A 22,505-nucleotide genomic window follows, 5' to 3' on the forward strand; every position below is an offset into this window, starting at 1 on the left:
TCACAATATTATAGCACACCTACTTTTTAAAATGCGAAAGTTTATCGGACACTTCTAAAACGATAGATAAAGCAGTAAAGAAGATGATTTTCACATCATCATAATCACACGAAAAAAGCGAACGCTATTCGTTCGCTTTATGTCACTTATTTCACTTCAACGCTTACCCCAAAATGGTCGGAAACAACGGGATAATGTATGCCGTTAAAAACCACAGTTGACGACTGAATATCCTGCGCATGACTCGACAGAATTAGATCAAGGCGCAGCGCACGTTCATTATCATCCCATCCAGCAATATTACCTTGAACTGTAATACCGCTGTCTTTTTTATTTGATAGAGTATACGTATCATAGAGGCCTTGGCTCATCAGGTAGTCGTAACCTTCATTTTGTCTATGAGCGTCATTATTAAAGTCTCCAAGTAAGAAAAATGGGTTATCTTTGTGTACATGAGCTAGCAGCGTATCAACTTGCTGCTTGAATGGCTCTTCCTCGTCATCCCACCAGCCAAGATGACAAGAATAAAAAGTAAGGAGTTCTTTTTCATATTCGATTGTTGCTCCAACAATTCTTCTCGTTTTCCAATAGTCAATATTTGACGTTTGCGAAACAAAAAATGAATGCTCTTCAATAATCGGGTGTTTCGTTAAAATGGCAATTCCTTCTTCATACACTTCATAGCCTATATGAGATAAATCCCATACCAATTGATAGTCTTCACCTTGCTTACCCAGTTCTTTTGCTAAAAGCCAAGCGTAATTATCGCTGCGAATGTAGTCATATACATAAGGTGCGTCTATTTTTTGGCTTACTTCCTGTAAAGCAATGACATCATATTTTTCTTTTTTAATTACTTCAGCTAGACAAGATAACTTGTCTAGCTGATTTTCCTCTTGCCAAGAGTGGCAATTTAACGTTAATAGCTTCATTATGTTAAGCTCCTAACAAATCTTGAATGTCGGATTTCAAAACATCCGCTTTAGGTCCATAAATAGCTTGTACCCCTTTATCTTTCAAGATTAAACCAAGGGCTCCGTTTTGTTTCCATTCACTTTCTCCTGCAACGGCATGTATATCTTTTACCGTTACACGTAAGCGAGTCATACAAGCATCAACGTCTTCAATATTGTTTTCTCCACCAAGCAGTCCAATAATGACTGGGGCAAGCGAATCATTTTTCACCTGCTTGCTGCTTGTTGCAGTTGTTTCTTCATCGATATAGTTTCCGTTACGTCCCGGCGTTGGGAAGTTAAAACGTTTGATTAAGAAGTTTGCCACTCCAAAATTTAAGCCAAAGAATACAAGGCAGGCGATGACAAAGTTCATTAAGTCAGCCCATAGTCCGGCTTTGATAATCATTGGTGTACGTGTTAATAGTTCAATTACGCCAAATGAGTGTACGCGAACATGAACAATATCAACAATGGCAAAAGCCAGTCCCGTCATAATGGCGTATACGACGTATAGAAGAGGTGCCGCGAACATGAACATAAATTCAATCGGTTCTGTTACGCCTGTTAAGAAAACAGCTAGTCCAGCTGAAAAGAACATTGAACGATATTTCGAACGTTTGTCAGGATCTACGTTGCGATACATTGCTAAAGCGATTCCAATTAATGACGCACAAGATAAAATCATCTGTCCTACTTTAAATCGTGCAGGTGTAACGTCATGTAAGAGCTGCTTGTAGCTGTCCATATCTCCTGCAGCACGGAAGTTATTTAAGTCTGCAATCCAAGCAAGCCACAAAGGATCTTGACCGGCAACAGTGGAACCTGCTCCAGAACCCGTTAAAATTTTGTACGTACCGCCTAGCTCCGTATAGTTCATAGGAACTGTCAGCATATGATGAAGACCAAACGGAAGAAGGAGACGCTCTAATGCTCCGAAAATAAATGGTGCCAGAATAGGAGCTGTATCTCTAGATGTTGCAATCCACTGTCCGAAGCTGTTTAGGGAACCTTGGATGAACGGCCACACAATGGATAAAAGCAGTGCCGTTACAACTGAACCACCGATGACTACAAACGGTACGAAGCGCTTGCCGTTAAAAAACGAAAGGGCTTCAGGCAATTTATCATAATTGTAATATTTGTTGAATAAATTTGCGCCTAAGAAACCAGCGATAATTCCTACGAATACTCCCATGTTAAGAGCGGGAGATCCTAAAATAGATGTGAAGTAGTCTTTTACAACTAATTCTTGTCCAAACAGTGATTGAACCGTTGCTTTTGAATCTGAGAGCATTTCTGCTTTAACTCCAAAAATGGCTCCTGTAATTCGATTAATAAGAATGAATGCAATGAGTGCAGCAAATGCACCGCCAGCACGTTCCTTTGCCCAAGATCCCCCGATGGCAACAGCGAACAAGATGTGAAGATTTGTAATGATACCCCATCCTATATCTTCCATCACTCGTGCAATTGTTTGTACAGCAGTGATGTCTCCCCCAGTCATTGCAACTAGTTTTCCAAGTGAAATCATAATACCAGCTGCGGGCATAACCGCTACTACTACTAATAAAGCCTTACCAAACTTCTGCCAAAAATCAAATGAAAAGAACTTCTTCATAGTTTTTCCCCTTCCCCTATGTATGGGTTTTCATTTTATTTTTTGATAAACTATATTTTTAAGACAGTGCAACCGTTTGCATAAACCTATTGTAATAAAAGGGCTTTCATAATGCAATACTGTAATTTCTCTTTTTTTGAAAAATTTATTCATAAATTATAAATGATGAAAAAATTTTTATGATAAAGTGAACAATATCAACGGTATTTTAACATGGTGGGATGTAATAAAAGCATTTAAGTAATGGCATAAAGATAGGTACAGAGGAGGATAATATGAAAAAAGAAGAGCTACAAGCGATTATTTTTGATTTAGACGGTGTTATTGCAGATACAATACATTTATATTATAGAGCAAATAAAAAAGTAGCAGATCAACTTAACGTTTCGTTTTCTGAAGAACTAAATCAACGGCTGCAGGGAATCAGCCGGATGAGAACTGTAGAGGTCATTGCTGCGCAAGGCAATGTACACCTGACAGTGGAACAAAAAGAAGAGCTTGCTTATGAAAAGAATAAGCATTATCAGGCTTTAATAAGAGAAATGACAGAAGATCATTTACTTCCAGGCATTAAAATGTTGTTAGAAGATTGTAAAAAACAAGGCATTAAAATGGGAATTGCTTCTTCTAGTTCGAATGCAAATACTGTAATAGATGCGCTAGGAATACGCTCTTTTTTTGATTGTATTGTGGATGTGAGGAAAATCAAGAAGGGAAAACCAGATCCAGAAATATTTTTGACAGCTGCCGATCAATTAAAAGTAAAACCCGATGCATGTGTGGCAATAGAAGATGGAGAGGCAGGTATAAAAGCTATTAATCAAACAGATATGGTTTCAATCGGCGTTGGTAAGCATCTGAGGGAAGAGGATGTGAATTTTCGCGTATATTCAACAGCTGATTTGCATGTAAAGACGATCAAAGAGGTTTTCGAAAAAGCAAGAAAAGGAACAGATTATAACAGCGCGTATACAAAAAATTAGTAAATCTTTTACATGCAAGTAGCAAAGCGCTAAAAAACATATGCTAGAATAAAATAAGAGAGCAAAGATACATAGGAAGGGGTACATCATGATTAAATGTATTGCGATCGATATGGATGGAACGCTAGTAAATAGTGAACAAGTTGTAAGTAAGGAAAATGCCCAAGCGATTAAGACAGCTCAAAAGGCAGGGGTGGAAGTTGTTGTTGCTACGGGACGTTCTTATGAAGAAGCGCGTTATGTTTTAGAAGAAGCAGGACTTCATACATATTTAATTTGTGCAAACGGAGCAGAGCTTCGCAATCCACAAGGGGAAAAACAATATTCAGTAGGCATGACGATGGAAGCTATTCGTGAAGTAGAAGATATTTTTAAGGAGTTTCAGCTGTACTTTGAAGTCTATACAAGTGAAGGTACGTATTCAAATGACTATAAAAAAGCTTTGTCCGTATTAATGGATATTTATTTAAGTGCTAGCTTAAAAGATAATTATGAAAAATCGTTAGAAGCGGCAAAAGAGCGTTTCAATAGCGGCAGAGTAAAGCTTATTGAAGAGTATGAAGCGCTGTTTCAAGATCCAAACAAGGACATTTATAAGCTGCTTGCTTTCTCTTTTGATGAAGAAAAGTTAGAGCAGGCAAAAGTAGAACTTGTGAAGTTAGATTCTATTGCAGTCAGTGCATCTGGTAAAGAAAATATTGAAATAAATGATGAAAATGCTCAAAAAGGAATTGCGGTTACATCATTTGTTCAAGAACGCCATATTTCTTTAGAAGAAACGATGGCTATTGGAGACAATTATAACGACGTATCGATGTTTCAGCGAGTTGGACGTGCCGTAGCGATGGGAAATGCCCCTCAAGAAATTAAAGAGTTTGCCCATATCGTAACAGGAACAAATGACGAGCACGGCGTAGCTCAAGCTATCTTAAATGCGCTTGAAACAGTCAAACAATAAGCAAAATAGAAAAGCATGCCTTTAGGCATGCTTTTAGTTTGTTACTTTTTCTTTGTTACGACGGTATGCACCGTGATTTGTTGGTCCGACATATTGATTTAAAGCAAATGAATGGCGAATTGCTTCTGTAATAAACTCTTTTGCTGTATAAATAGCTTGTTTGACGTCACTGCCTTTTGCCAATTCAGCAGCAATCGCAGCTGAGTATGTGCATCCAGCACCATGTGTAAATGTCGTTTCAATACGTTCAGACTCTAAGATCTCAAATGTCTTTCCATCATAAAGCAAATCGATTGCTTTTTCGTGTGCTAATTTACTTCCACCTTTAATCAATACATATTTGGCACCAAGTTCAGAAATTTTCACGGCTGCTTCTTTCATTTGATCAACCGTTTTGATAGGGCCAAGTCCGCTTAATTGACTAGCTTCAAATAAGTTAGGCGTTACGACTGTTGCTTTTGGAACTAGTACATCACGCAAGCTGACAGTTGTTTCCGGATGAAGCGCTTCGTCTTCTCCTTTACATACCATCACAGGATCTACTACAACATTTTTTAAATCGTATTCTTCAATTGTTTTTGCCGCTAGTTCAATAATTTCCACTGAGCCAAGCATACCCGTTTTTAGAGCTTGTACGCCTACGCCTTTTACAATTGTTTTCAGCTGCTGTTCAACAGTGGAAGGTTGTTGTGGAAATACGTTATGAGACCAGCTGTTATCGGGATCCATTGTTACAATTGTTGTTAAAGCTGTCATTCCGTAAACACCAAGTTCTTGGAATGTTTTTAAATCCGCTTGAATGCCAGCTCCGCCGCTGCTATCAGAACCAGCAATGGTTAATGCTTTATTCATTGTCATAAAAAATCCTCCCGTATTTTAAGTTCATAGAGAAAATAGAGTAAAATTTCTACCGGGCGGCTTTTAGTTGCCCAATGTGTTTTAGATAAATTTCTTCCATTCACTTTTTCTTCTATTTTATCGCTTTTAATGTAGATATTCAATTTCTAAAAACTGTATGAATCCTACGTGTAATTTAGAATTATCATGACTGACTGTGAAGCATGAGTTAAATGAACGTTAGCGAATGAGATATAAGGTGGTTTGAACATTTACTTTACATAAACTTAAGAGTAACCACCTTCACAAGTAATCGCATGCTAAAAAACCTCTTATTAAAAGGCTTTTTACCTTATTGTACAAGCACTCTTTTTCTTAATGAATAAAATGAATAGAAACTTAAGAAAGGGTGATTCACATAAAAAAACATTATAATCATGACAGTTATAAAGATGCCCCGGATTCTTCTAATCAATCACAACTTCAAAAGAGAAATCACAAAGACTGTTATATGAAATCGAATTTAATGAGCGATAACTTCAAAACTGTTAAGACAGGTACTTTAAATGTTTGTATAATCGTATTACCAGGAGCTAAAGTTGATCGAAACTCTAAAGATAATCCGTCTACAGTTCCCAACCGTGTAAAAAGAGACATAGCGGCTGCTAATAGGATATGGAAACAATATGAGAAAAACCAATTAATCCAGGGGGTTACATTTACTATTACACGTTCATTTGTTTTTTTGGAAAACATCAGTGGCATTGTAAGTAATGCGGAAAATTTTCCAATTAGAGGAGCTAGTCATCTTACAATGGTACAAGCAATGCTTGAAACTGGCCGAAAAGTTTGTCAAGACGCTGATGTATACGTATTTTATATGAATGGAAATAGATTTGGGCCTGTTAATTTTGACTATTCATCGACTCTTGCTGTAACTTATAACTCTTTTCCACTTGTGATTATGACAAATGCAAGTACAGATGAGTATCTTCTTGCACATGAATTAGGTCACTTTATGTTTATTACGAATCGGTTTAACGAGACAGATGATCCTGAACCATTTCATGAATTAGATGGTAATCATAATAGAACGCCTAGCAACCTTATGTTTCCTACTCCTGAGTTCTGGCCAATGGTACCGGAGATTACCGGTGAACAGATACACAAAGCTTTAAATAGTCGTGTTTTTTACAGCTAATTGCTGTTTATTTAAAATAAAAACGCCCTTAACAGAGGGTTAAGGACGTTTTTTACTATCTATTAAATAGAAGCTAATTCTTTTTCAAGAGCTACGTCTACTGATACATAATCATAACCTAAATCATGTGCAACTGCTTCGTACGTAATAGCTCCGTTTGCAACGTTCACTCCTAATTTTAACGCTTCGTTTTGAGCGATTGCTTTGTGAACACCTTTAGAAGCAATTTGAAGTGCGTAAGGTACCGTTACATTTGTTAAAGCAATCGTTGATGTGCGTGGAACTGCTCCTGGCATGTTCGCAACTGCATAGTGTACAACACCGTGCTTTTCATAAGTAGGCTGATCGTGTGTTGTAATGTGGTCAATTGTTTCAACGATACCACCTTGGTCGATTGCTACGTCAACAATAACAGAACCTGGCTTCATGGTTTTCACCATTTCTTCTGTTACGAGTTTTGGAGCTTTTGCACCTGGGATTAATACTGCACCAATCACTAAATCTGACTCTGCTACTGCATCCGCAATGTTATAGGGATTTGACACTAGCGTATTGATTTGGTTGCCAAAGATATCGTCTAATTGACGTAGGCGTTCAGGACTTAAATCAATAATTGTTACATCAGCACCGAGGCCGATTGCGATTTTTGCAGCATTTGTACCAACACCGCCGCCTCCAATAATCGTTACTTTTCCGCGGCTAACTCCAGGAACACCCGCTAATAAAATTCCTTTTCCGCCGTTTGATTTTTGAAGGAATTGTGCACCAATTTGAGCAGCCATACGTCCTGCTACTTCGCTCATAGGTGTTAATAGAGGCAATGTACGATTGACTGCCACTGTTTCATAAGCAATAGCCGTTACACCGCTATCTTTTAATGCTTTTGCCAGTGCTGGTTCAGCTGCTAAGTGAAGGTAAGTGAATAAGATAAGACCTGGTCTAAAATAGCCGTATTCACTTGCTAATGGTTCTTTTACTTTCATGACCATTTCAGCTTGTGCCCACACGTCAGCTGCTGTCTCAACAATTTCAGCTCCGGCTTTTACATAATCTTCGTTTGTGAAGTTACTTCCAATACCCGCTTCATTTTCAATTAATACACGATGACCTGTACCAACAAATGATGCTACGCCTGCTGGTGTAATCGCTACTCGGTTTTCGTTGTTTTTGATTTCTTTTGGTACGCCAATAATCATGATTAATTTCCCCCTTGGTCGTTTGTGTATCTTTAGTATAAAGAAAGTTTTGTGAAATTTCTTTGTCTAGAAAGAAGAATTGAAGAAGCGGTTTTTGTTTAAACACACAAATGTAACCGCTTACTTATCAGAATTTTTAATTTTGTGTCAGGTTATCTAACATTGCTAAGGGAAGAAAACATAAAAAAAGAGCTATTTATTTATCGGAAAATAAATAAATAGCTTTCTGTTAAAAAATATAACATTATCTGTTATTTTTTATATTTCATTAACTTAATATCAATATAAAGAGTCATTTTTTGATTAACATCCTTTAAGTTGATATCACCAATCTCTGAAATTCGCTTTAATCGATAGCTAAGTGTATTCATATGCACATTTAATTCTTTGGCTGCTTCATTAATATTGTTATCATTATTTAAAAATACTTCAAGAGTCTCCACCAAGTTACTGTTATGACGAAGGTCATAATCAGTTAGCTTCTTTAAAGAATGGTTTTCAAATTGATCTTGAACGCGCTTGTCTAAAATAACATCTAGAAATTGATAAATACCTAATTCTTGATAGTTAATAATCTCTTTTGTTTCTTCTGGAAACTTACTTTTCATATCTAATACGTTCAAAGCTTCTTTATAGCTTTTTTCGATATGATCGTGCGATGAATAAATACTGCTGCAGCTGGCTTTAATTTGAGTAACATCAAAGCGTTCATGCATGTTTCCTCTAAAATAGTCTACAAAATCTCGCTGTTCATCAAGAGGATTTTCAACCGCATCCAAAGAAAGCAGTAAGATTAAATCATTGCAATCAATCGTATAAAGAACGATTTTTAAGCGGTGCATTGTTTTCAACATATACGAAATTTGGCGTTCAGCTTCAGGCGTAATATCTTCTTGGAAGCGGAAGATAGCAATGGAAAACGCTGATGGAGCCGTAATTTGAGCTTCATAAAACGCTTCTGAAATTTCTTGGCGAGACTTAATGTGGCCAGTTAATAATTTCCAGAAAAATTCCTGTGAGCGCTCCTCTCGTTTGTATTTTCGAATTTGAAGCTGCAGCAATTTGTTTTTTAATACATTCGCAGCTTTTTTTAATAGCTCCACTTCTTCATCGCCTAAGGCTTTCTCAATTTCCACAGCCCAAATGAATCCTAGAACTTCTTCATTTTTCCAGATAGAAATGGCTATACGATCTCCAAGCCCGATTTCATTTATATTTTTCACACGCACAGGTTCATTTGTCTCAAGCAGTTTCGGAATAATGCCTTCTTTCCATAAGTTGTTAATGACTTTTTCCGGAACTCTTCTTCCAATAATCGTAGCAATACGCGCTTGGTCCGTTCTTTCATCATGGGTGCTGTAAGCTAGTAAGCGATGATTAGCATCTTCAATCGTAATAGGGCAGTTCAATACCTCGCTAATGCGATCAGCAAATTCTTCAAGCGTATCAAAATTTTCTTTGAACGGATCTTTGATTGGTTTTGTCATATATAAAATCCCTCTTCATAAAACAAAATAAGTACTAGTGCAGCTTTTTTAGCTGCAGTAAATATAGTAAAACGGTAACAACCGTGTTGATCATCAATTCATTGAAATGATTAACTGCTTAATATTTTAACAAAAGTAATTGTTTAAGAAAATGTTAAAATGCGTCTAAAGGTAGTTAAGAATGTACGGATGATTAGTAACTGCGTTCATTTCACTTATTTTATCGAAATTTTCTTCAAAATAATCAATGTTCGGTGAGCATGATTCTTTTCAAATGTGTATAATAAAACGTATGATTATGGTTATATCAAACTTGAATCTGTAACTTTCTTTATGATATGTTCAGTTACGATTAGGTTGACCAATTCATATTACACATGAAGGGAAGAATTTAACATGGCAAAACAACAAATCGGTGTTATCGGTTTAGCGGTTATGGGGAAAAACTTGGCGCTAAACATTGAGAGCAGAGGCTATTCTGTTTCAGTTTATAACCGCTCTCCTGAAAAGACAGAAGAGTTCCTAAAAACAGAAGCAGAAGGTAAAAATTTTGCAGGTACATACAGTGTGGAAGAGTTTATTAATTCTCTTGAAAAACCGCGTAAAATTTTATTAATGGTTAAAGCTGGTGCTGCTACAGATGCAACAATTGATTCGTTAAAACCATACTTAGAAAAAGGCGACATTTTAATCGATGGCGGAAATACATTCTTCCAGGATACAATTCGTCGTAACAAAGAGCTAGAAGAATTAGGTATCCATTTCATCGGTACAGGCGTATCCGGCGGAGAAGAAGGCGCATTAAAAGGACCTTCAATCATGCCTGGCGGACAAAAAGAAGCATATGAACTTGTAAAACCAATCTTAACAGCTATTTCAGCGAAAGTTGAAGGCGATGATTGCTGCACATACATTGGACCAAATGGTGCAGGTCACTACGTAAAAATGGTTCATAACGGCATCGAGTATGGCGATATGCAGTTAATTTGTGAAGCATACTTCATCATGAAAAACGTATTAGGCTTAGAAACAGATGAATTACATGAAGTATTTGCTGAATGGAATAAAGGCGAGCTAGATAGCTACTTAATTGAAATCACAGCTGATATCTTTACGAAAAAAGATGAAGAAACAGGTAAAGCACTTGTAGACGTTATTTTAGATACTGCAGGTCAAAAAGGTACAGGTAAATGGACAAGCCAAAGTGCGCTTGATTTAGGTGTACCACTACCAATCATTACGGAATCTGTATTTGCACGCTTTATTTCAGCTATGAAAGAAGAACGTGTAAAAGCAAGCAAAGTATTGAGCGGTCCAAATGCAGCTGCATTTGAAGGCGATAAAACCGAATTAGTAGAAGCAATTCGTAAAGCATTGTACATGAGTAAAATTTGTTCATATGCGCAAGGGTTTGCTCAAATGAAAGCAGCTTCTGAAGAATATGACTGGAATTTACAGTACGGTGATATTGCGATGATCTTCCGCGGTGGTTGTATCATCCGTGCACAATTCTTACAAAAAATTAAAGAAGCTTACGATCGCGATGCAGATCTAACAAACTTATTGTTAGACCCATACTTCAAGGATATCGTAGAAGGCTATCAGTCGGCTCTTCGTGAAGTTATTTCAATTGCGGTTAAACAAGGTATTCCTGTACCAAGTTTCTCAAGTGCATTAGCTTACTATGACAGCTACCGTACAGAAACGCTACCAGCGAACCTTTTACAAGCGCAACGTGACTACTTCGGAGCTCACACATATCAACGTGTTGATAAAGAGGGCGTATTCCATACTGAGTGGTTAAAATAAAAAACAAGAAAAGCAGCTGTATACTACAGCTGCTTTTTTTATTTACTCTTTAGGTGAGAAGTTGTCTTCTCCGACTGGCCACCAGTGGAAACCGTCTTCAGCAAGCAATGCGTCTGATTCTTTTGGTCCCATTGAACCTGATTCGTAGTTCGGGAAGTTTTGTGCTTTTGTGCTTTCCCATGCTTCTGAGATAGTATCAACAAATTTCCAAGAAAGGGCTACTTCATCCCAGTGAGTAAAGTTCGTTGCATCTCCAAGCATGCAATCATAAATAAGGCGTTCATAAGCTTCCGGTGTATTCATTTTATCTCCACAGTTATTGCAATAGTTCAAGTTAATCGGTGTGGATGATGTGGCACCTGGCGTTTTACGCGCGTTCAAGTGAAGCGTAATGCCTTCTTCCGGTTGGATATGAATGACAAGCAAGTTTGGATGAATTTCTTTATCTTTATTGAAGTACAGGTTCATTGGTAAGTCTTTGAACTGTACAACAATTGTCGTTGCTTTTTCTTTCATGCGTTTACCTGTACGGATATAAATCGGTACGCCAGCCCATCTGAAGTTATCAATCATAAGCTTACCAGATACAAATGTAGCGGTATTAGACTCAGGATCAACCGAGTTTCCTTCGCGATAGCCGATAACTTCTTCTCCTTCAAGTACACCTTTGCCGTATTGACCTCGTACAAAATAATCATCTACTTCATCCACTGATAAAGAGCGAAGAGCACGCAATACTTTTACTTTTTCACTGCGAATTTCTTCCGGTGTTAATTTAATCGGCGGTTCCATTGCAAGTAGGGCCACCATTTGAAGCATATGGTTTTGTACCATATCTCGAAGGGCACCTGAAGATTCATAGTAACGGCCACGGTCTTCTACACCAAGCGTCTCACTAGACGTAATTTGGATGTTTGAAATGTATTGGTTGTTCCACATCGGTTCAAATAGAGCATTTGCAAAACGGATAACTTCGATATTTTGCACCATTTCTTTACCGAGATAGTGGTCGATACGATAAATTTGATCTTCCTTAAATGCATGGCGAATTTGTTCATTTAATTCTTTAGCAGAAGGATAATCATGGCCAAACGGCTTTTCAATGACTAGGCGGCTCCAGCCTTCTGTTTGTGTTAAACCTTCATTTTTTAAATTCGAAGCAATCGTTCCGAAAAATTCAGGTGCCATTGCTAGATAGAAAATACGATTTCCAGGCACGTTGTATTGCTCATCAAGGCTTTCTGTTAGGCTTTTTAATTCTTGATAAGAAGCGACATCTGTTACGTCAAACGGTTGGTAATAAAAATGTGAAGCAAACTTTTCAATGTCAGCGTCACTGTTTTTGAAACTGCTCACTGATTTTTTTACATTTTCGCGTAATTCGTCATTAGTCCAAGGTCTTCTTGCGACACCAACAACAGCGAAATCTTCCGATAGTTTGTTCGCTTTATATAAGCGGAAAATAGAGGGGAATAACTTACGTTTTGCTAAATCACCTGTAGCGCCAAAAATTACGATAATGGATTTTGGTTGTACATTTGTCATTACTTCTAGGACCTCACTTTGTCGTAGTTACGTTCAATTTTTTTCCGCTTTAACAGACAACACTTAAATGAAATCTGGGGATTCATTGCCCGTTAAACTCGGCCTTTATAAACAAACGAATGATTGCTTGTTTACCTTTTCCTTTATGTATAGAACTACTAATAAATTGTAACGATTTTAAAGGGTTAACGCAAATAGATTAAAACAATTTGTAGTTATTATTCCATGTTTTTAACAAGTTTAAAAGTATTTTGTTTCGAATACGGAGAAAAAGCTACCGTTATTTTAACAGTAGCTTTTCTCATTTATTTATATTGATACAGGGAACCGATAGATTTTTTTGTTGAAAATGGCAGCTCAGGGCTATCGGCAATGATAAAAATAGGACAGTGCATTAAAAGTGGATGTTTTTCGAAAAAGGAAGCATCAGCGTGATAGATAGACGATAGAATAACAGGGAGCTGTTCTAAAAAGTGAAGGTAGCGTGTAATGGTTTCATCTGTTGATGTATGCGCACCGATGTAATAATACACAGTAAGGGAATAAAAACCTTTATCGAAGACGAAGGATGCTAAATATTCGTTCCGCTCTTTTTGCATATGATCGTAGGCAAATTCAATGCCGATTTGAATGGAAGGAACAGAAGTGTGTTGACCTGGGAAAACGGTGTATTTTCTTGGTATCATTGGTTCAACGGGTGTAACACCCAGGCTGTAGGTTACGTCTATTTGGTGGGGATTGCTGATGATCATATGGAATCCCTCCTTTAATATAAAAATACACTCTTTATAAGTGTATACAAAGTTTCATTGAACATGACAATATTAAAATATGCCCAGGCTCTCAGCGTATTTAAAGCAGGCAACGTTTGAGCAGGCGGCAGAGTTTACGATAAAATAACAAAAAAGATTATTATGAGGTGATAAGCAATGAGTATTTTAAAAAATGACTGGGCTCCTTTATTAGAAGAAGAATTTCAAAAAGACTATTACATACAGCTTCGAGAATTTTTAGTGGATGAATATAATCACCACACCATTTATCCTGATAAATATGATATTTTTAACGCTTTACACTATACGGATTATAAAAATGTAAAAGTTGTCATATTGGGACAAGATCCTTATCATGGACCAAATCAAGCGCATGGACTGAGCTTCTCTGTTCAACCAGGAGTCAAAACACCGCCTTCTTTAGTGAATATTTACAAAGAGCTGAAAAATGAAATGGACTATCACATTCCGAATAACGGTTATTTAGTCAAATGGGCAGAACAAGGTGTTCTTTTGCTTAACACTGTTTTGACGGTTAGAAGAGGGGAAGCGAATTCTCACAAAGGAAAAGGATGGGAACAGCTGACGGACCGCATTATTGAATTAGTGGCACAAAAAGAGGAGCCGGTCGTGTTTTTGCTGTGGGGCAAACATGCACAAGCTAAAAAAGAGCTCATTCATCATTCACACCATTTAATTTTGGAAAGCCCGCATCCTAGCCCATTTTCAGCTAATCGAGGCTTTTTTGGCAATAATCATTTTCAACGAGCAAATGAGTTTTTGCTCCAACACGGACGTCAATCCATCGATTGGCAAATTGATGATGTGTAAAAGTGAGCATTTCATGAAGATTAGCTTCAGACATAGCCTCCTATTTCATCTTTTGATAAAATAGCTGTATAAAGTCATATTGAATGTAAGATGAGGTGTCTACATGGATATAAAAATGGCGCAGCTCCTTGATAAAATTAGTGCAGAAGTACAAAAAGCGAAGCACCATTCGAATAGTGGGAACGTTCGAGATCAATTGGTTGCTATCAAAGCACTGTGTGAGCTTGCATTAGATCAAAATGAAGAGGTTTCAGCATCGAAACCTGTCTCGGTTTCAAAACCTGTTGTCATGTCTTCACCGGAAATTATGCAATCGCCTGAGATTATGCAGCAACAGATTATTCAGTCATCCAAACCTAATTTTGAAGGAACGAAATTGAAATCAGATGATGCAAACGGCGATAGTTTGTTTGATTTCTAAAGTGAGGAGAAAAACATGAAACTATTTTTAATAATCGGTGCAATCAATGCGATGTTAGCGGTTGCTCTTGGTGCCTTTGGAGCACACGGGTTAGAAGGGAAAATCTCAGAGAAGTATTTAGAGGTATGGAAAACAGGAGTGCAGTACCAAATGTTCCATGCAATGGGGCTGTTCGTTATTGCGTTTTTATTAAGCAAATTTCCTCAGTCTTCTTTGTTAACAGCTTCGGGCTGGATTATGTTTGCAGGGATTGTGCTGTTTTCAGGCAGTCTCTATGTATTAAGTACGTCCGGTATTAAAGTTCTTGGCGCGATTACTCCCCTAGGTGGAGTTGCTTTTATTGTAGCCTGGATTTTAATTGTTGTTGCAGCTGTAAAATGGCTATAAAAAAACCCCTGAAAAGGGGTTTTTTTAACGCGGAGAATAATTGCTCAACTGTTGGCCTCCACCGCCAAATGGATAATTGTATTTAATTTCTTCATCGAAGGTAATGTAATCAAGATAAACCATAAGCAGTACATAGCGCGTTCCAGTCTGTGGATCGCTTAAAATGATATGATCGCGTCCGGCCGCTTCAATAATACCTCTAAAGACCTTCGCGTTCCACTGCGTATTATTTTCAAACGTCATATATACAGTCGCTATTTTTCCTCGATTTAAACGTAAAATATTTTCAATATATGATTCTTCAATAGGCAGTTGATTTGGGTCTTGCGGGGCACCACTGCCTCCAGAAGAGGTAGGGGGTGGCCCTCCTTGGCTTTGCCCTTGAACCTGCGGCTGGCCGCCTGGCTGGGGCTGCTGCGGCTGAGGCATATAATAAGGGTAGTTTGGACTCATATAAGGATTTTGCATATATTGCTGTTGCGGTTGATTAGACTTTGGTTTTTTCATAGGAACCTCCTTCAAACAAAAAGAAATTAGTAAACTCCTGGACAATCAGCTTGAGTTGGTGCAAAGAAACAGTGAGATTTAAATCGTCCTGTGTTATTTTGGTTATACCATTGAGCAGGACAGTCGCCGCTGGGCTTGAAAAACCACAGTGAGTTTTCCGCGGGGTTAAAACGTTCCCCTCTTAATACACGTCGTGCAAGTGTAATTTCAGACTGGCGGGCACGCTGATAAAAGTAGCCTTTTTGAGTTGCTTCAAATCCGCCTGGGTTTTGAAATACCATCTGACGAATGGTTCTTATATTTCTAAAATCCAAACAGGGAGCTTTAGCGCGGTTCACGCCTACATTTCCTACCAGTAACATCCCTTGTTTTCCTTCACTTTCAGCTTCAGCTCGAATGAGTCTGGCTAGGAGCTTAACATCTTCTTCGTTGTGTGCAACGACTGCCATTATCCCACCTCGCTTACTTGTGACACTGTTGTATATATATGGTCCTGTAGATGCGAATATGCCATGGGTAGAAAATAAAAAAACCTGTTTCCAAGTGGAAACAGGTTTTTTATATACTAAATTTTATAAAAGAGATGAACGCTTTTGCAGCTTAGTTTAAACGTGTAAAAAGCGTGCAATAGCTTCTTCTTTTAATAAATTTCCGACAAAGAAGCTGCCAAATTCCCCGTAGCGAGCACTTACTTCGTCAAAACGCATTTCGTATACTAATTTTTTAAATTGAAGAACGTCATCTGCAAAAAGAGTAACGCCCCACTCATAATCATCAAACCCAACAGAACCCGTAATGATTTGCTTTACTTTTCCAGCGTATTGACGTCCAATCATTCCGTGGCTGCGCATTAAGCTGCGTCGTTCTTCCATAGGAAGCATGTACCAATTGTCATTTCCTTGACGACGTTTATCCATTGGATAAAAGCAAACGTGACTAGCTTTTGGTAAAGTTGGATATAGTCTAGCTTGGATTTGAGGATTTTCATAAGGATCCTCCCCAGCAGGTAAGTAGTTGCTTAATTCAACTACTGATACATATGAATAAGTAGGAATGGTAAACTCAGCAAGCTTTGTTTTGTTAAATTCTGTTTCAATTTTATTTAGTTCTTCCATAGTAGGACGAACAAGCATTAGCATAAAATCTGCTTTTTGGCCGACAATGGTATATAAAGCATGACTGCCTTGCTTTTCAGCTTCAGTTCCTTTCCATTTCTCAATCAAACCTAAAAATTCATGGATGGCCGCTTGGCGATCGTCGCTTGATAACTGCTTCCAAGCGCCCCAATCGATTGAACGGAAATCATGAAGTGCATACCAACCGTCTAATGTTTGTGCTGCTTCTGCCATTGCGTTTCACTCCTATTGTCCGATTATGATAAATTCCAATTCTACTATATCATAGTTTGTCCGAAGAACTGGAATGAAAAACCTGTGATTTTGTGACTAAACTTTAAACAATTGTTGCAAAGTAAAAACAGGTTTTATTTTGAGTGTTAGCGGAAAATTAAGAATTAAAAGACTTTTTCGTAATCATGGATTCTTGAAGGACATGCCTTTGATTTTTAAAAAAAGTGGAGTATCCTATTATGAGAAAAGTTTTTTACATATCGAGGAGGATTTACTTTGAGTGATTTATTTACAGGTTTAAAACAAAAAGTATCAGCTAGCGATGTATCAATCGTATTCCCAGAGGGATTAGATGAGCGCGTATTAGGTGCTGTTTCTCGTTTAGCTGCCGACAATATCTTAAAGCCTATCGTTGTTGGAAATAAAGACGCGGTAGCATCAAAAGCAGCAGAATTAAACGTAAAATTAGACGGTGTTGAGGTTTTAGATCCTCAAAGCTACTCTGAATTTGATGAAATGGTGGCAGCATTTGTTGAGCGTCGTAAAGGCAAAGCAACAGAAGAAGATGCTCGCAAAATTTTATTAGATGAAAATTATTTTGGCACAATGCTTGTTCATATGAACAAAGCTGACGGTCTTGTAAGCGGAGCTGCTCATTCTACAGCAGACACGGTGCGACCTGCTCTACAAATTATCAAAACAAGACAAGGTGTTAAGAAAACATCTGGCGTATTTATCATGGTTCGCGGCGATCAAAAATACGTATTTGCTGACTGTGCAATTAATATTTCACCTGACAGCCAAGATTTAGCTGAAATTGCTATCGAAAGTGCTCGTACAGCTGAAATGTTCGATATCGATCCTCGTGTTGCTATGCTAAGCTTCTCAACAAAAGGATCAGCAAAATCTCCGGAAACAGAAAAGGTAGCAAACGCAGTAGAAATTGCAAAAGAATTAGCACCAAGCGTAACATTAGACGGCGAATTCCAATTCGACGCAGCATTTGTTCCCTCTGTAGCTGAAAAGAAAGCACCAGGTTCAGTGATCAAAGGAGATGCAAACGTATTTGTATTCCCAAGCCTTGAAGCAGGTAACATTGGTTACAAAATTGCACAGCGCTTAGGAAACTTCGAAGCAGTAGGTCCAATCTTACAAGGTCTAAACAAACCGGTAAACGATCTATCTCGCGGTTGTAACGAAGAAGATGTGTACAAGCTTGCTTTAATCACAGCTGCTCAAGCACTTTAATAAAAAAACTCCGTCCTAGGGCGGAGTTTTTTTATTCGGCTAATGAACCCAACGCTTTTTCATTGCGGTCATACATGCGCTGCAGCTGCGTCTCAAACAGCATTTGTTCGGTAGCATTTAAAGGCATATTTACAAGAGAAGAGCTCATGCTATTCAGTGTTTGCAATAAAAGCAGCATGACATCAGAAACGGTTAAATCAATCTGTAATAGTTCAGATAGAGAAGCCATTGTATGAGGCTCGATATCTGGGTATGAAAATTTAGTTTCTGTGTTTTGGAGCCCTTTTTTGTAAAACTCTTGAATGAGAGAAGCGCGTTTAGAGCCGCTTCCGTTAACGCATAAGTAAATTTGTACGGCCACACCGCCGCGAACGCGTCGCTGTGAAATGCCTGCAAATTTTTGATTGCGAATGCTCAAATCAAAGCTGCCGGGACAATAGGATCCTACGATTTCCTTCGCTTCAATTGCGGTACCGTAAGATGCAAACATGGCCTTAATCAAATCAAACATGGCTTCATAGCCACGATCAATATCAATTCCTTTTTCTGCATCTGGAAAAATTAAAGAAATGTTTAGAACATCTTGATCAAGTACGACAGCGAGGCCGCCTGAATTGCGGACGATTGTTTTATACCCTTGTTCATGTAAATAAGCTGCACCTTCAGCCAGGTGAGGGAGCTTTGTATCTTGAATGCCTAATACAATCGTATCGTGATGCACCCATGAGCGCATGACAGCTGGAGATTCACCTCTTCCGACGGTTGTACAAAGCGTGTCATCGATGGCAAAAGAATGACGGGCATCAAAATGAGGACCTAGACTGGATTGATCAATAATACGCCAAGCGGGCTGTGCTAAAAGTTTCAAACTATTCTGCTGCATATCTCAAACCCCTTTATAAACAGTAAACGAACATATTATAGCATAAAGGCGTCAGGTCATTGTCTGTAAAATAGAAAAAGAAGAAAGCAGAGCCAAGTTTGACATCCCTCTTTCTTCGTTCGTGTAGCTTATTCAGCCATTTTCTCAAGATTTCCGTTACGATCCATTTTAAACGTAGTAGAAGAACGCTCTTCTTCATCAAATAGAGCTAACTTTCGCGCACGGTTCATGATTTGCATTAATGTTTCATAGTCTTCTTGAATAGTAGTAGCATTAGCTTCGAGATGTTTAATTTGTTTTTCCAACTCTGTGTTTTTCTTAGCTAACTCTGCATTTTCTTGCATCAAGCGTTTGTTTTCGCTTTGCAATGCTTGTAAATTGCTCGCTTGATTTGGCATTGTTTGCAAGAAGCGAATAACATCAGCCATTGAAAGCTCCTCACTGCTGCTTCTTTCTACGTGTGTTTCAGGTAAGCTATATGTTGCTGTAGGCGCAGACATCATTTGTTCCACATGCTCTACAGATGCTGGTGGCGTATATAATAATTTCTTTTTGCCTTGCTCTTGTCCAAGTGCACGCATACGCTGTTTTCGCTGTTTTTTAGCTAGCTGCAGTGCTTTTTCATACTGATGGCGTACAACAGCATTCCATCTGAATCCACATGCTGCTGAAGTTCGATTTAATTCATCTCCAACTTCTTCAAACGCATTCAACTGCGTACTTCCTTCGCGGACATGGCGCAATACTGTTTCAGCTAATAATAAGTCGTTTTCTTCTGTCCAAGCATCTTGTCTATCTTTCACTTTGTTCACTCCTCTATTTTCCATGACTCATAGTAATCATGTTTTGTAGTATCATCATGTACAAAAAATCCATACTTTATACCATTTCTTCTAGGAGTATGATAGATTTTGCTTCCTTCTTTAACTTGCATCGGACTTCAAATAGGGGTAAAATACCCCTTAGACAAAATGATGAACCAATTTTGAAAGGATTGTGTCAACATGGCAAATGAATTTAGAATTTGTGATGATTGTCAGGCAACAAACGTCAAAACGTTGTTACCTCGACTTAAAAAAATAGATGAACAAGCTGAAGTACAAATCGGTTGCCAGTCTTACTGTGGGCCCGGACGTAAAAAGTCATTTGCATTTGTAAATAACCGTCCTGTAGCAGCGCCAACAGAGGACGAATTAATCGAGAAGATTGAAAAAAAAGTAAAAAAATAGATAGTGAAACAATAAATAGCTGCTTTTCTGCTACTTATTTGTCGAACGAGCTTCTTACAAACAGAATCGCCTTGTTTGTTAGGTAAATCACCTTGGTTGCTTGACAAGGTGATTTTTTATTCTGAATAGGAAAATAGGAAGTGAGTGTCGAAAAATTATAGCAACAACAAAGTGAAGATAGAGAGGTATGTAAATGACATATCCTAATGAAAAACTCAGTGAAGAAAAAGTATTTAAAGATCCTGTTCACCGCTACATCCATGTAAGAGATCGTGTTATTTGGGAGCTAATTGGTACGGCCGAATTTCAAAGGCTGCGTCGTATTAGACAGCTAGGAACGACATACTTAACGTTTCATGGGGCTGAGCACAGCCGTTTTAGTCATTCTTTAGGTGTTTATGAAATTGTTCGCCGTATTATTGATGACGGTTTTCAAGGACGCCCTGAATGGAATGAAGACGAGCGTCTCCTTTGTCTTTGTGCTGCTTTACTACATGATTTAGGCCACGGTCCATTTTCTCATTCGTTTGAGAAGGTCTTTCACTTAGACCACGAAGAATTTACGCAAGCCATTATTGTAGGTGACACAGAGGTAAATCAAGTGTTGACGAAAGTAGGAAAGGATTTTCCTAAAAAAGTGGCTGAAGTAATTGCAAAAACATATGAAAATAAGCTTGTCGTTAGTTTAATTTCCAGCCAAATTGATGCAGATCGCATGGATTATTTGCAGCGTGATGCCTATTACACAGGAGTGAGCTACGGTCACTTTGATATGGAAAGAATCCTTCGTGTCATGCGTCCACGAGAAGACCAAGCCGTAATTAAACACAGCGGTATGCATGCGGTTGAAGATTATATTATGAGCCGCTATCAAATGTATTGGCAAGTGTATTTCCACCCCGTTACAAGAAGTGCTGAAGTTATCTTGACAAAAATTTTACATCGTGCGAAAGAACTCCATCATCAATACTATGAGTTCAAACAGGAGCCAACTCATTTTTATTCGATTTTTGAAGAAGAAATATCGCTAAAAGAGTATTTGAAATTAGATGAATCCGTTATTTTATTTTATTTTCAAGCATGGGAAGAAGAAGAGGATGAGATTTTATCTGATCTATGCCGAAGATTTATGAATCGTCAGCTTTTTAAATACATTGAGTTTAATCCAAATTCACAAATGAAAATGTGGATGGAGCTTACAACATTATTTAAAAAAGCGGGCATTAATCCAGATTATTATTTAGTCGTCGATTCTTCAAGCGACTTACCATACGATTTTTATCGACCGGGTGAAGAGGAAGAACGTTTGCCGATTCATCTGTTGATGCCAAATAATGAAGTGCGTGAATTATCACGTCAGTCGGAGATTGTTGAAGCAATTTCAGGGAAAAAGAGAACCGATCATAAATTATATTTTCCACAAGATCTCATTGATCAATTGTCGTCTAAGCGAAAAGTTAAAGATCAGATTATAAACTTACTAAAAGGAGATCAGAGTTAAATAGTATAGGAGTTGAAGGGGCTGTGTTAAACGATCACGCAAAGATTGTGAAAGTATTTTCCGCGGCGGGAGAAGTTGTTGGCAGAAAAAAGTTACAAAAGATGATATTCATCGGAAAAAAACTGAAGTTTCCTTTTTATGAAAAGTATAATTTTCACTTTTTTGGACCTTATTCTGAGGAATTAACGCTTCGAATTGAAGAACTGTGTAACTTGGGCTTTTTAAGTGAAATTAAAGAGAAAAAAGGCGGATATATGCAGTATCGCTACGGATTAACAGAAGCAGGGGAAGAATTTTTAAGTCACTATGACTTAGAGCTTCCTCACTTGCAGGAATGTATGAAGGATATGAATGAACAAAGCTCTAAATTTTTGGAGCTCGTCTCTACGATTTTATATTTCGATAATTTACCGAAAGAAGAAGTAAAAGAAAAAGTGTTTACGCTAAAGCGTAAGCAAAACTATACAGAAGAAGATATTGTAGAAGCATACAAATACATTGAAAAACTTCAGGCAACGCTGTCTGTTCATTAAAAAAATGCCATAGGTCAACCTATGGCATTTTTATATGTAGGTGTTATTGATCGCTCATGCGCTTGCCCGCTACAGCGTAATGATTTTTAGACATTTCTTCAATGATAATAGATACTTTCTCAGGTGCAGCACCTGTCGTTTCTACAACAGCATCCGTTACTTTTTCAACAAGGGCTCTTTTTTGATCATCTGTGCGACCCTCAAGCATCTTAACAGTTACAACTGGCATGATGTATACACTCCTTTTTAGTCA

24 protein-coding genes are annotated in these 22,505 nt (G+C 38.0%); 11 read left to right on the forward strand and 13 right to left on the reverse strand.

Annotated elements, in window-relative coordinates:
- Positions 1-146: 146 nt before the first annotated feature.
- Both ACRPLQ_RS19945 and ACRPLQ_RS19950 read right to left on the reverse strand, forming a co-directional pair.
- Positions 147-932, reverse strand: coding sequence for an endonuclease/exonuclease/phosphatase family protein (locus tag ACRPLQ_RS19945; RefSeq protein WP_014457716.1), 786 nt, complete (start codon positions 930-932; stop codon positions 147-149).
- 4 nt (positions 933-936) lie between these two features.
- Positions 937-2,574 carry a PTS transporter subunit IIBC gene (locus tag ACRPLQ_RS19950; RefSeq protein WP_025752447.1) on the reverse strand — a complete coding sequence of 546 codons (1,638 nt, stop codon included), beginning with the start codon at positions 2,572-2,574 and terminating at the stop codon, positions 937-939.
- Positions 2,575-2,849: 275 nt separating this feature from the next.
- Here ACRPLQ_RS19950 and pgmB point away from each other — a divergent pair, with 275 nt between their 5' ends.
- On the forward strand, positions 2,850-3,557 hold the full coding sequence (gene pgmB / locus ACRPLQ_RS19955; protein WP_328172964.1) for a beta-phosphoglucomutase: 708 nt from the start codon (positions 2,850-2,852) through the stop codon (positions 3,555-3,557).
- A gap of 88 nt (positions 3,558-3,645) precedes the next feature.
- On the forward strand, positions 3,646-4,515 hold the full coding sequence (locus ACRPLQ_RS19960; protein ID WP_432236253.1) for a Cof-type HAD-IIB family hydrolase: 870 nt from the start codon (positions 3,646-3,648) through the stop codon (positions 4,513-4,515).
- Positions 4,516-4,548: 33 nt separating this feature from the next.
- Here ACRPLQ_RS19960 and pdxK read toward each other — a convergent pair whose 3' ends face one another.
- Complete coding sequence (gene pdxK / locus ACRPLQ_RS19965) at positions 4,549-5,373, reverse strand: pyridoxine/pyridoxal/pyridoxamine kinase (RefSeq protein ID WP_033580382.1); 825 nt, start codon at positions 5,371-5,373, stop codon at positions 4,549-4,551.
- A gap of 793 nt (positions 5,374-6,166) precedes the next feature.
- On the opposite strand from pdxK, the gene ACRPLQ_RS19970 reads away from it, so the two are divergent.
- A complete protein-coding gene (locus ACRPLQ_RS19970) occupies positions 6,167-6,553 on the forward strand; it encodes a hypothetical protein (RefSeq protein WP_224980621.1) in 387 nt (128 codons plus the stop codon).
- A 62-nt stretch (positions 6,554-6,615) separates the two neighbouring features.
- Here ACRPLQ_RS19970 and ald read toward each other — a convergent pair whose 3' ends face one another.
- Both ald and ACRPLQ_RS19980 read right to left on the reverse strand, forming a co-directional pair.
- Positions 6,616-7,749 carry an alanine dehydrogenase gene (gene ald, locus ACRPLQ_RS19975; RefSeq protein WP_013059863.1) on the reverse strand — a complete coding sequence of 378 codons (1,134 nt, stop codon included), beginning with the start codon at positions 7,747-7,749 and terminating at the stop codon, positions 6,616-6,618.
- A 251-nt stretch (positions 7,750-8,000) separates the two neighbouring features.
- Positions 8,001-9,236 carry a PucR family transcriptional regulator gene (locus ACRPLQ_RS19980; RefSeq protein WP_028411954.1) on the reverse strand — a complete coding sequence of 412 codons (1,236 nt, stop codon included), beginning with the start codon at positions 9,234-9,236 and terminating at the stop codon, positions 8,001-8,003.
- A gap of 396 nt (positions 9,237-9,632) precedes the next feature.
- Here ACRPLQ_RS19980 and gndA point away from each other — a divergent pair, with 396 nt between their 5' ends.
- Positions 9,633-11,045, forward strand: coding sequence for an NADP-dependent phosphogluconate dehydrogenase (gndA, locus tag ACRPLQ_RS19985; RefSeq protein WP_013059861.1), 1,413 nt, complete (start codon positions 9,633-9,635; stop codon positions 11,043-11,045).
- A 42-nt stretch (positions 11,046-11,087) separates the two neighbouring features.
- Here gndA and zwf read toward each other — a convergent pair whose 3' ends face one another.
- Positions 11,088-12,590, reverse strand: coding sequence for a glucose-6-phosphate dehydrogenase (zwf, locus tag ACRPLQ_RS19990; RefSeq protein WP_013085508.1), 1,503 nt, complete (start codon positions 12,588-12,590; stop codon positions 11,088-11,090).
- 305 nt (positions 12,591-12,895) lie between these two features.
- Positions 12,896-13,342: a staygreen family protein gene (locus ACRPLQ_RS19995; RefSeq protein ID WP_013085507.1), complete on the reverse strand. Its 447-nt coding sequence runs from the start codon at positions 13,340-13,342 to the stop codon at positions 12,896-12,898.
- Between the two features lie 177 nt (positions 13,343-13,519).
- Here ACRPLQ_RS19995 and ACRPLQ_RS20000 point away from each other — a divergent pair, with 177 nt between their 5' ends.
- From ACRPLQ_RS20000 to ACRPLQ_RS20010, 3 genes are all read left to right on the forward strand, one after another.
- Positions 13,520-14,194, forward strand: a complete 675-nt coding sequence (locus ACRPLQ_RS20000; protein WP_028411955.1) for a uracil-DNA glycosylase — start codon at positions 13,520-13,522, stop codon at positions 14,192-14,194.
- A gap of 103 nt (positions 14,195-14,297) precedes the next feature.
- A complete protein-coding gene (locus tag ACRPLQ_RS20005) occupies positions 14,298-14,615 on the forward strand; it encodes a YwdI family protein (protein ID WP_028411956.1) in 318 nt (105 codons plus the stop codon).
- 15 nt (positions 14,616-14,630) lie between these two features.
- A complete protein-coding gene (locus ACRPLQ_RS20010; protein ID WP_013059856.1) occupies positions 14,631-15,002 on the forward strand; it encodes a DUF423 domain-containing protein in 372 nt (123 codons plus the stop codon).
- Positions 15,003-15,026: 24 nt separating this feature from the next.
- On the opposite strand, the gene gerQ is transcribed toward ACRPLQ_RS20010, so the two are convergent.
- From gerQ to hemQ, 3 genes are all read right to left on the reverse strand, one after another.
- Positions 15,027-15,509 carry a spore coat protein GerQ gene (gene gerQ / locus ACRPLQ_RS20015; RefSeq protein WP_028411957.1) on the reverse strand — a complete coding sequence of 161 codons (483 nt, stop codon included), beginning with the start codon at positions 15,507-15,509 and terminating at the stop codon, positions 15,027-15,029.
- Between the two features lie 26 nt (positions 15,510-15,535).
- On the reverse strand, positions 15,536-15,958 hold the full coding sequence (locus ACRPLQ_RS20020; protein ID WP_016765947.1) for a cell wall hydrolase: 423 nt from the start codon (positions 15,956-15,958) through the stop codon (positions 15,536-15,538).
- 156 nt (positions 15,959-16,114) lie between these two features.
- Positions 16,115-16,858: a hydrogen peroxide-dependent heme synthase gene (gene hemQ / locus ACRPLQ_RS20025; protein ID WP_311265266.1), complete on the reverse strand. Its 744-nt coding sequence runs from the start codon at positions 16,856-16,858 to the stop codon at positions 16,115-16,117.
- A gap of 276 nt (positions 16,859-17,134) precedes the next feature.
- Here hemQ and pta point away from each other — a divergent pair, with 276 nt between their 5' ends.
- Complete coding sequence (pta, locus tag ACRPLQ_RS20030; protein WP_013059853.1) at positions 17,135-18,106, forward strand: phosphate acetyltransferase; 972 nt, start codon at positions 17,135-17,137, stop codon at positions 18,104-18,106.
- 31 nt (positions 18,107-18,137) lie between these two features.
- Here the strand turns inward: pta and ACRPLQ_RS20035 are convergent, their stop codons facing one another.
- A complete protein-coding gene (locus ACRPLQ_RS20035; protein ID WP_028411958.1) occupies positions 18,138-18,989 on the reverse strand; it encodes a lipoate--protein ligase family protein in 852 nt (283 codons plus the stop codon).
- Positions 18,990-19,117: 128 nt separating this feature from the next.
- Positions 19,118-19,792, reverse strand: coding sequence for an RsfA family transcriptional regulator (locus ACRPLQ_RS20040; protein WP_033580385.1), 675 nt, complete (start codon positions 19,790-19,792; stop codon positions 19,118-19,120).
- 201 nt (positions 19,793-19,993) lie between these two features.
- Here ACRPLQ_RS20040 and ACRPLQ_RS20045 point away from each other — a divergent pair, with 201 nt between their 5' ends.
- From ACRPLQ_RS20045 to ACRPLQ_RS20055, 3 genes are all read left to right on the forward strand, one after another.
- On the forward strand, positions 19,994-20,218 hold the full coding sequence (locus ACRPLQ_RS20045) for a DUF1450 domain-containing protein (protein ID WP_013059850.1): 225 nt from the start codon (positions 19,994-19,996) through the stop codon (positions 20,216-20,218).
- Positions 20,219-20,411: 193 nt separating this feature from the next.
- On the forward strand, positions 20,412-21,719 hold the full coding sequence (locus ACRPLQ_RS20050; RefSeq protein WP_099000249.1) for an HD domain-containing protein: 1,308 nt from the start codon (positions 20,412-20,414) through the stop codon (positions 21,717-21,719).
- 23 nt (positions 21,720-21,742) lie between these two features.
- Positions 21,743-22,252, forward strand: a complete 510-nt coding sequence (locus ACRPLQ_RS20055; protein WP_042991804.1) for a YwgA family protein — start codon at positions 21,743-21,745, stop codon at positions 22,250-22,252.
- A 43-nt stretch (positions 22,253-22,295) separates the two neighbouring features.
- Here ACRPLQ_RS20055 and ACRPLQ_RS20060 read toward each other — a convergent pair whose 3' ends face one another.
- A complete protein-coding gene (locus tag ACRPLQ_RS20060; RefSeq protein ID WP_013059847.1) occupies positions 22,296-22,481 on the reverse strand; it encodes a 2-hydroxymuconate tautomerase in 186 nt (61 codons plus the stop codon).
- Positions 22,482-22,505 lie beyond the last annotated feature (24 nt).

The organism is Priestia sp. TRN 1309 (assembly GCF_050846875.1).
Classification (GTDB): domain Bacteria; phylum Bacillota; class Bacilli; order Bacillales; family Bacillaceae_H; genus Priestia; species Priestia zanthoxyli.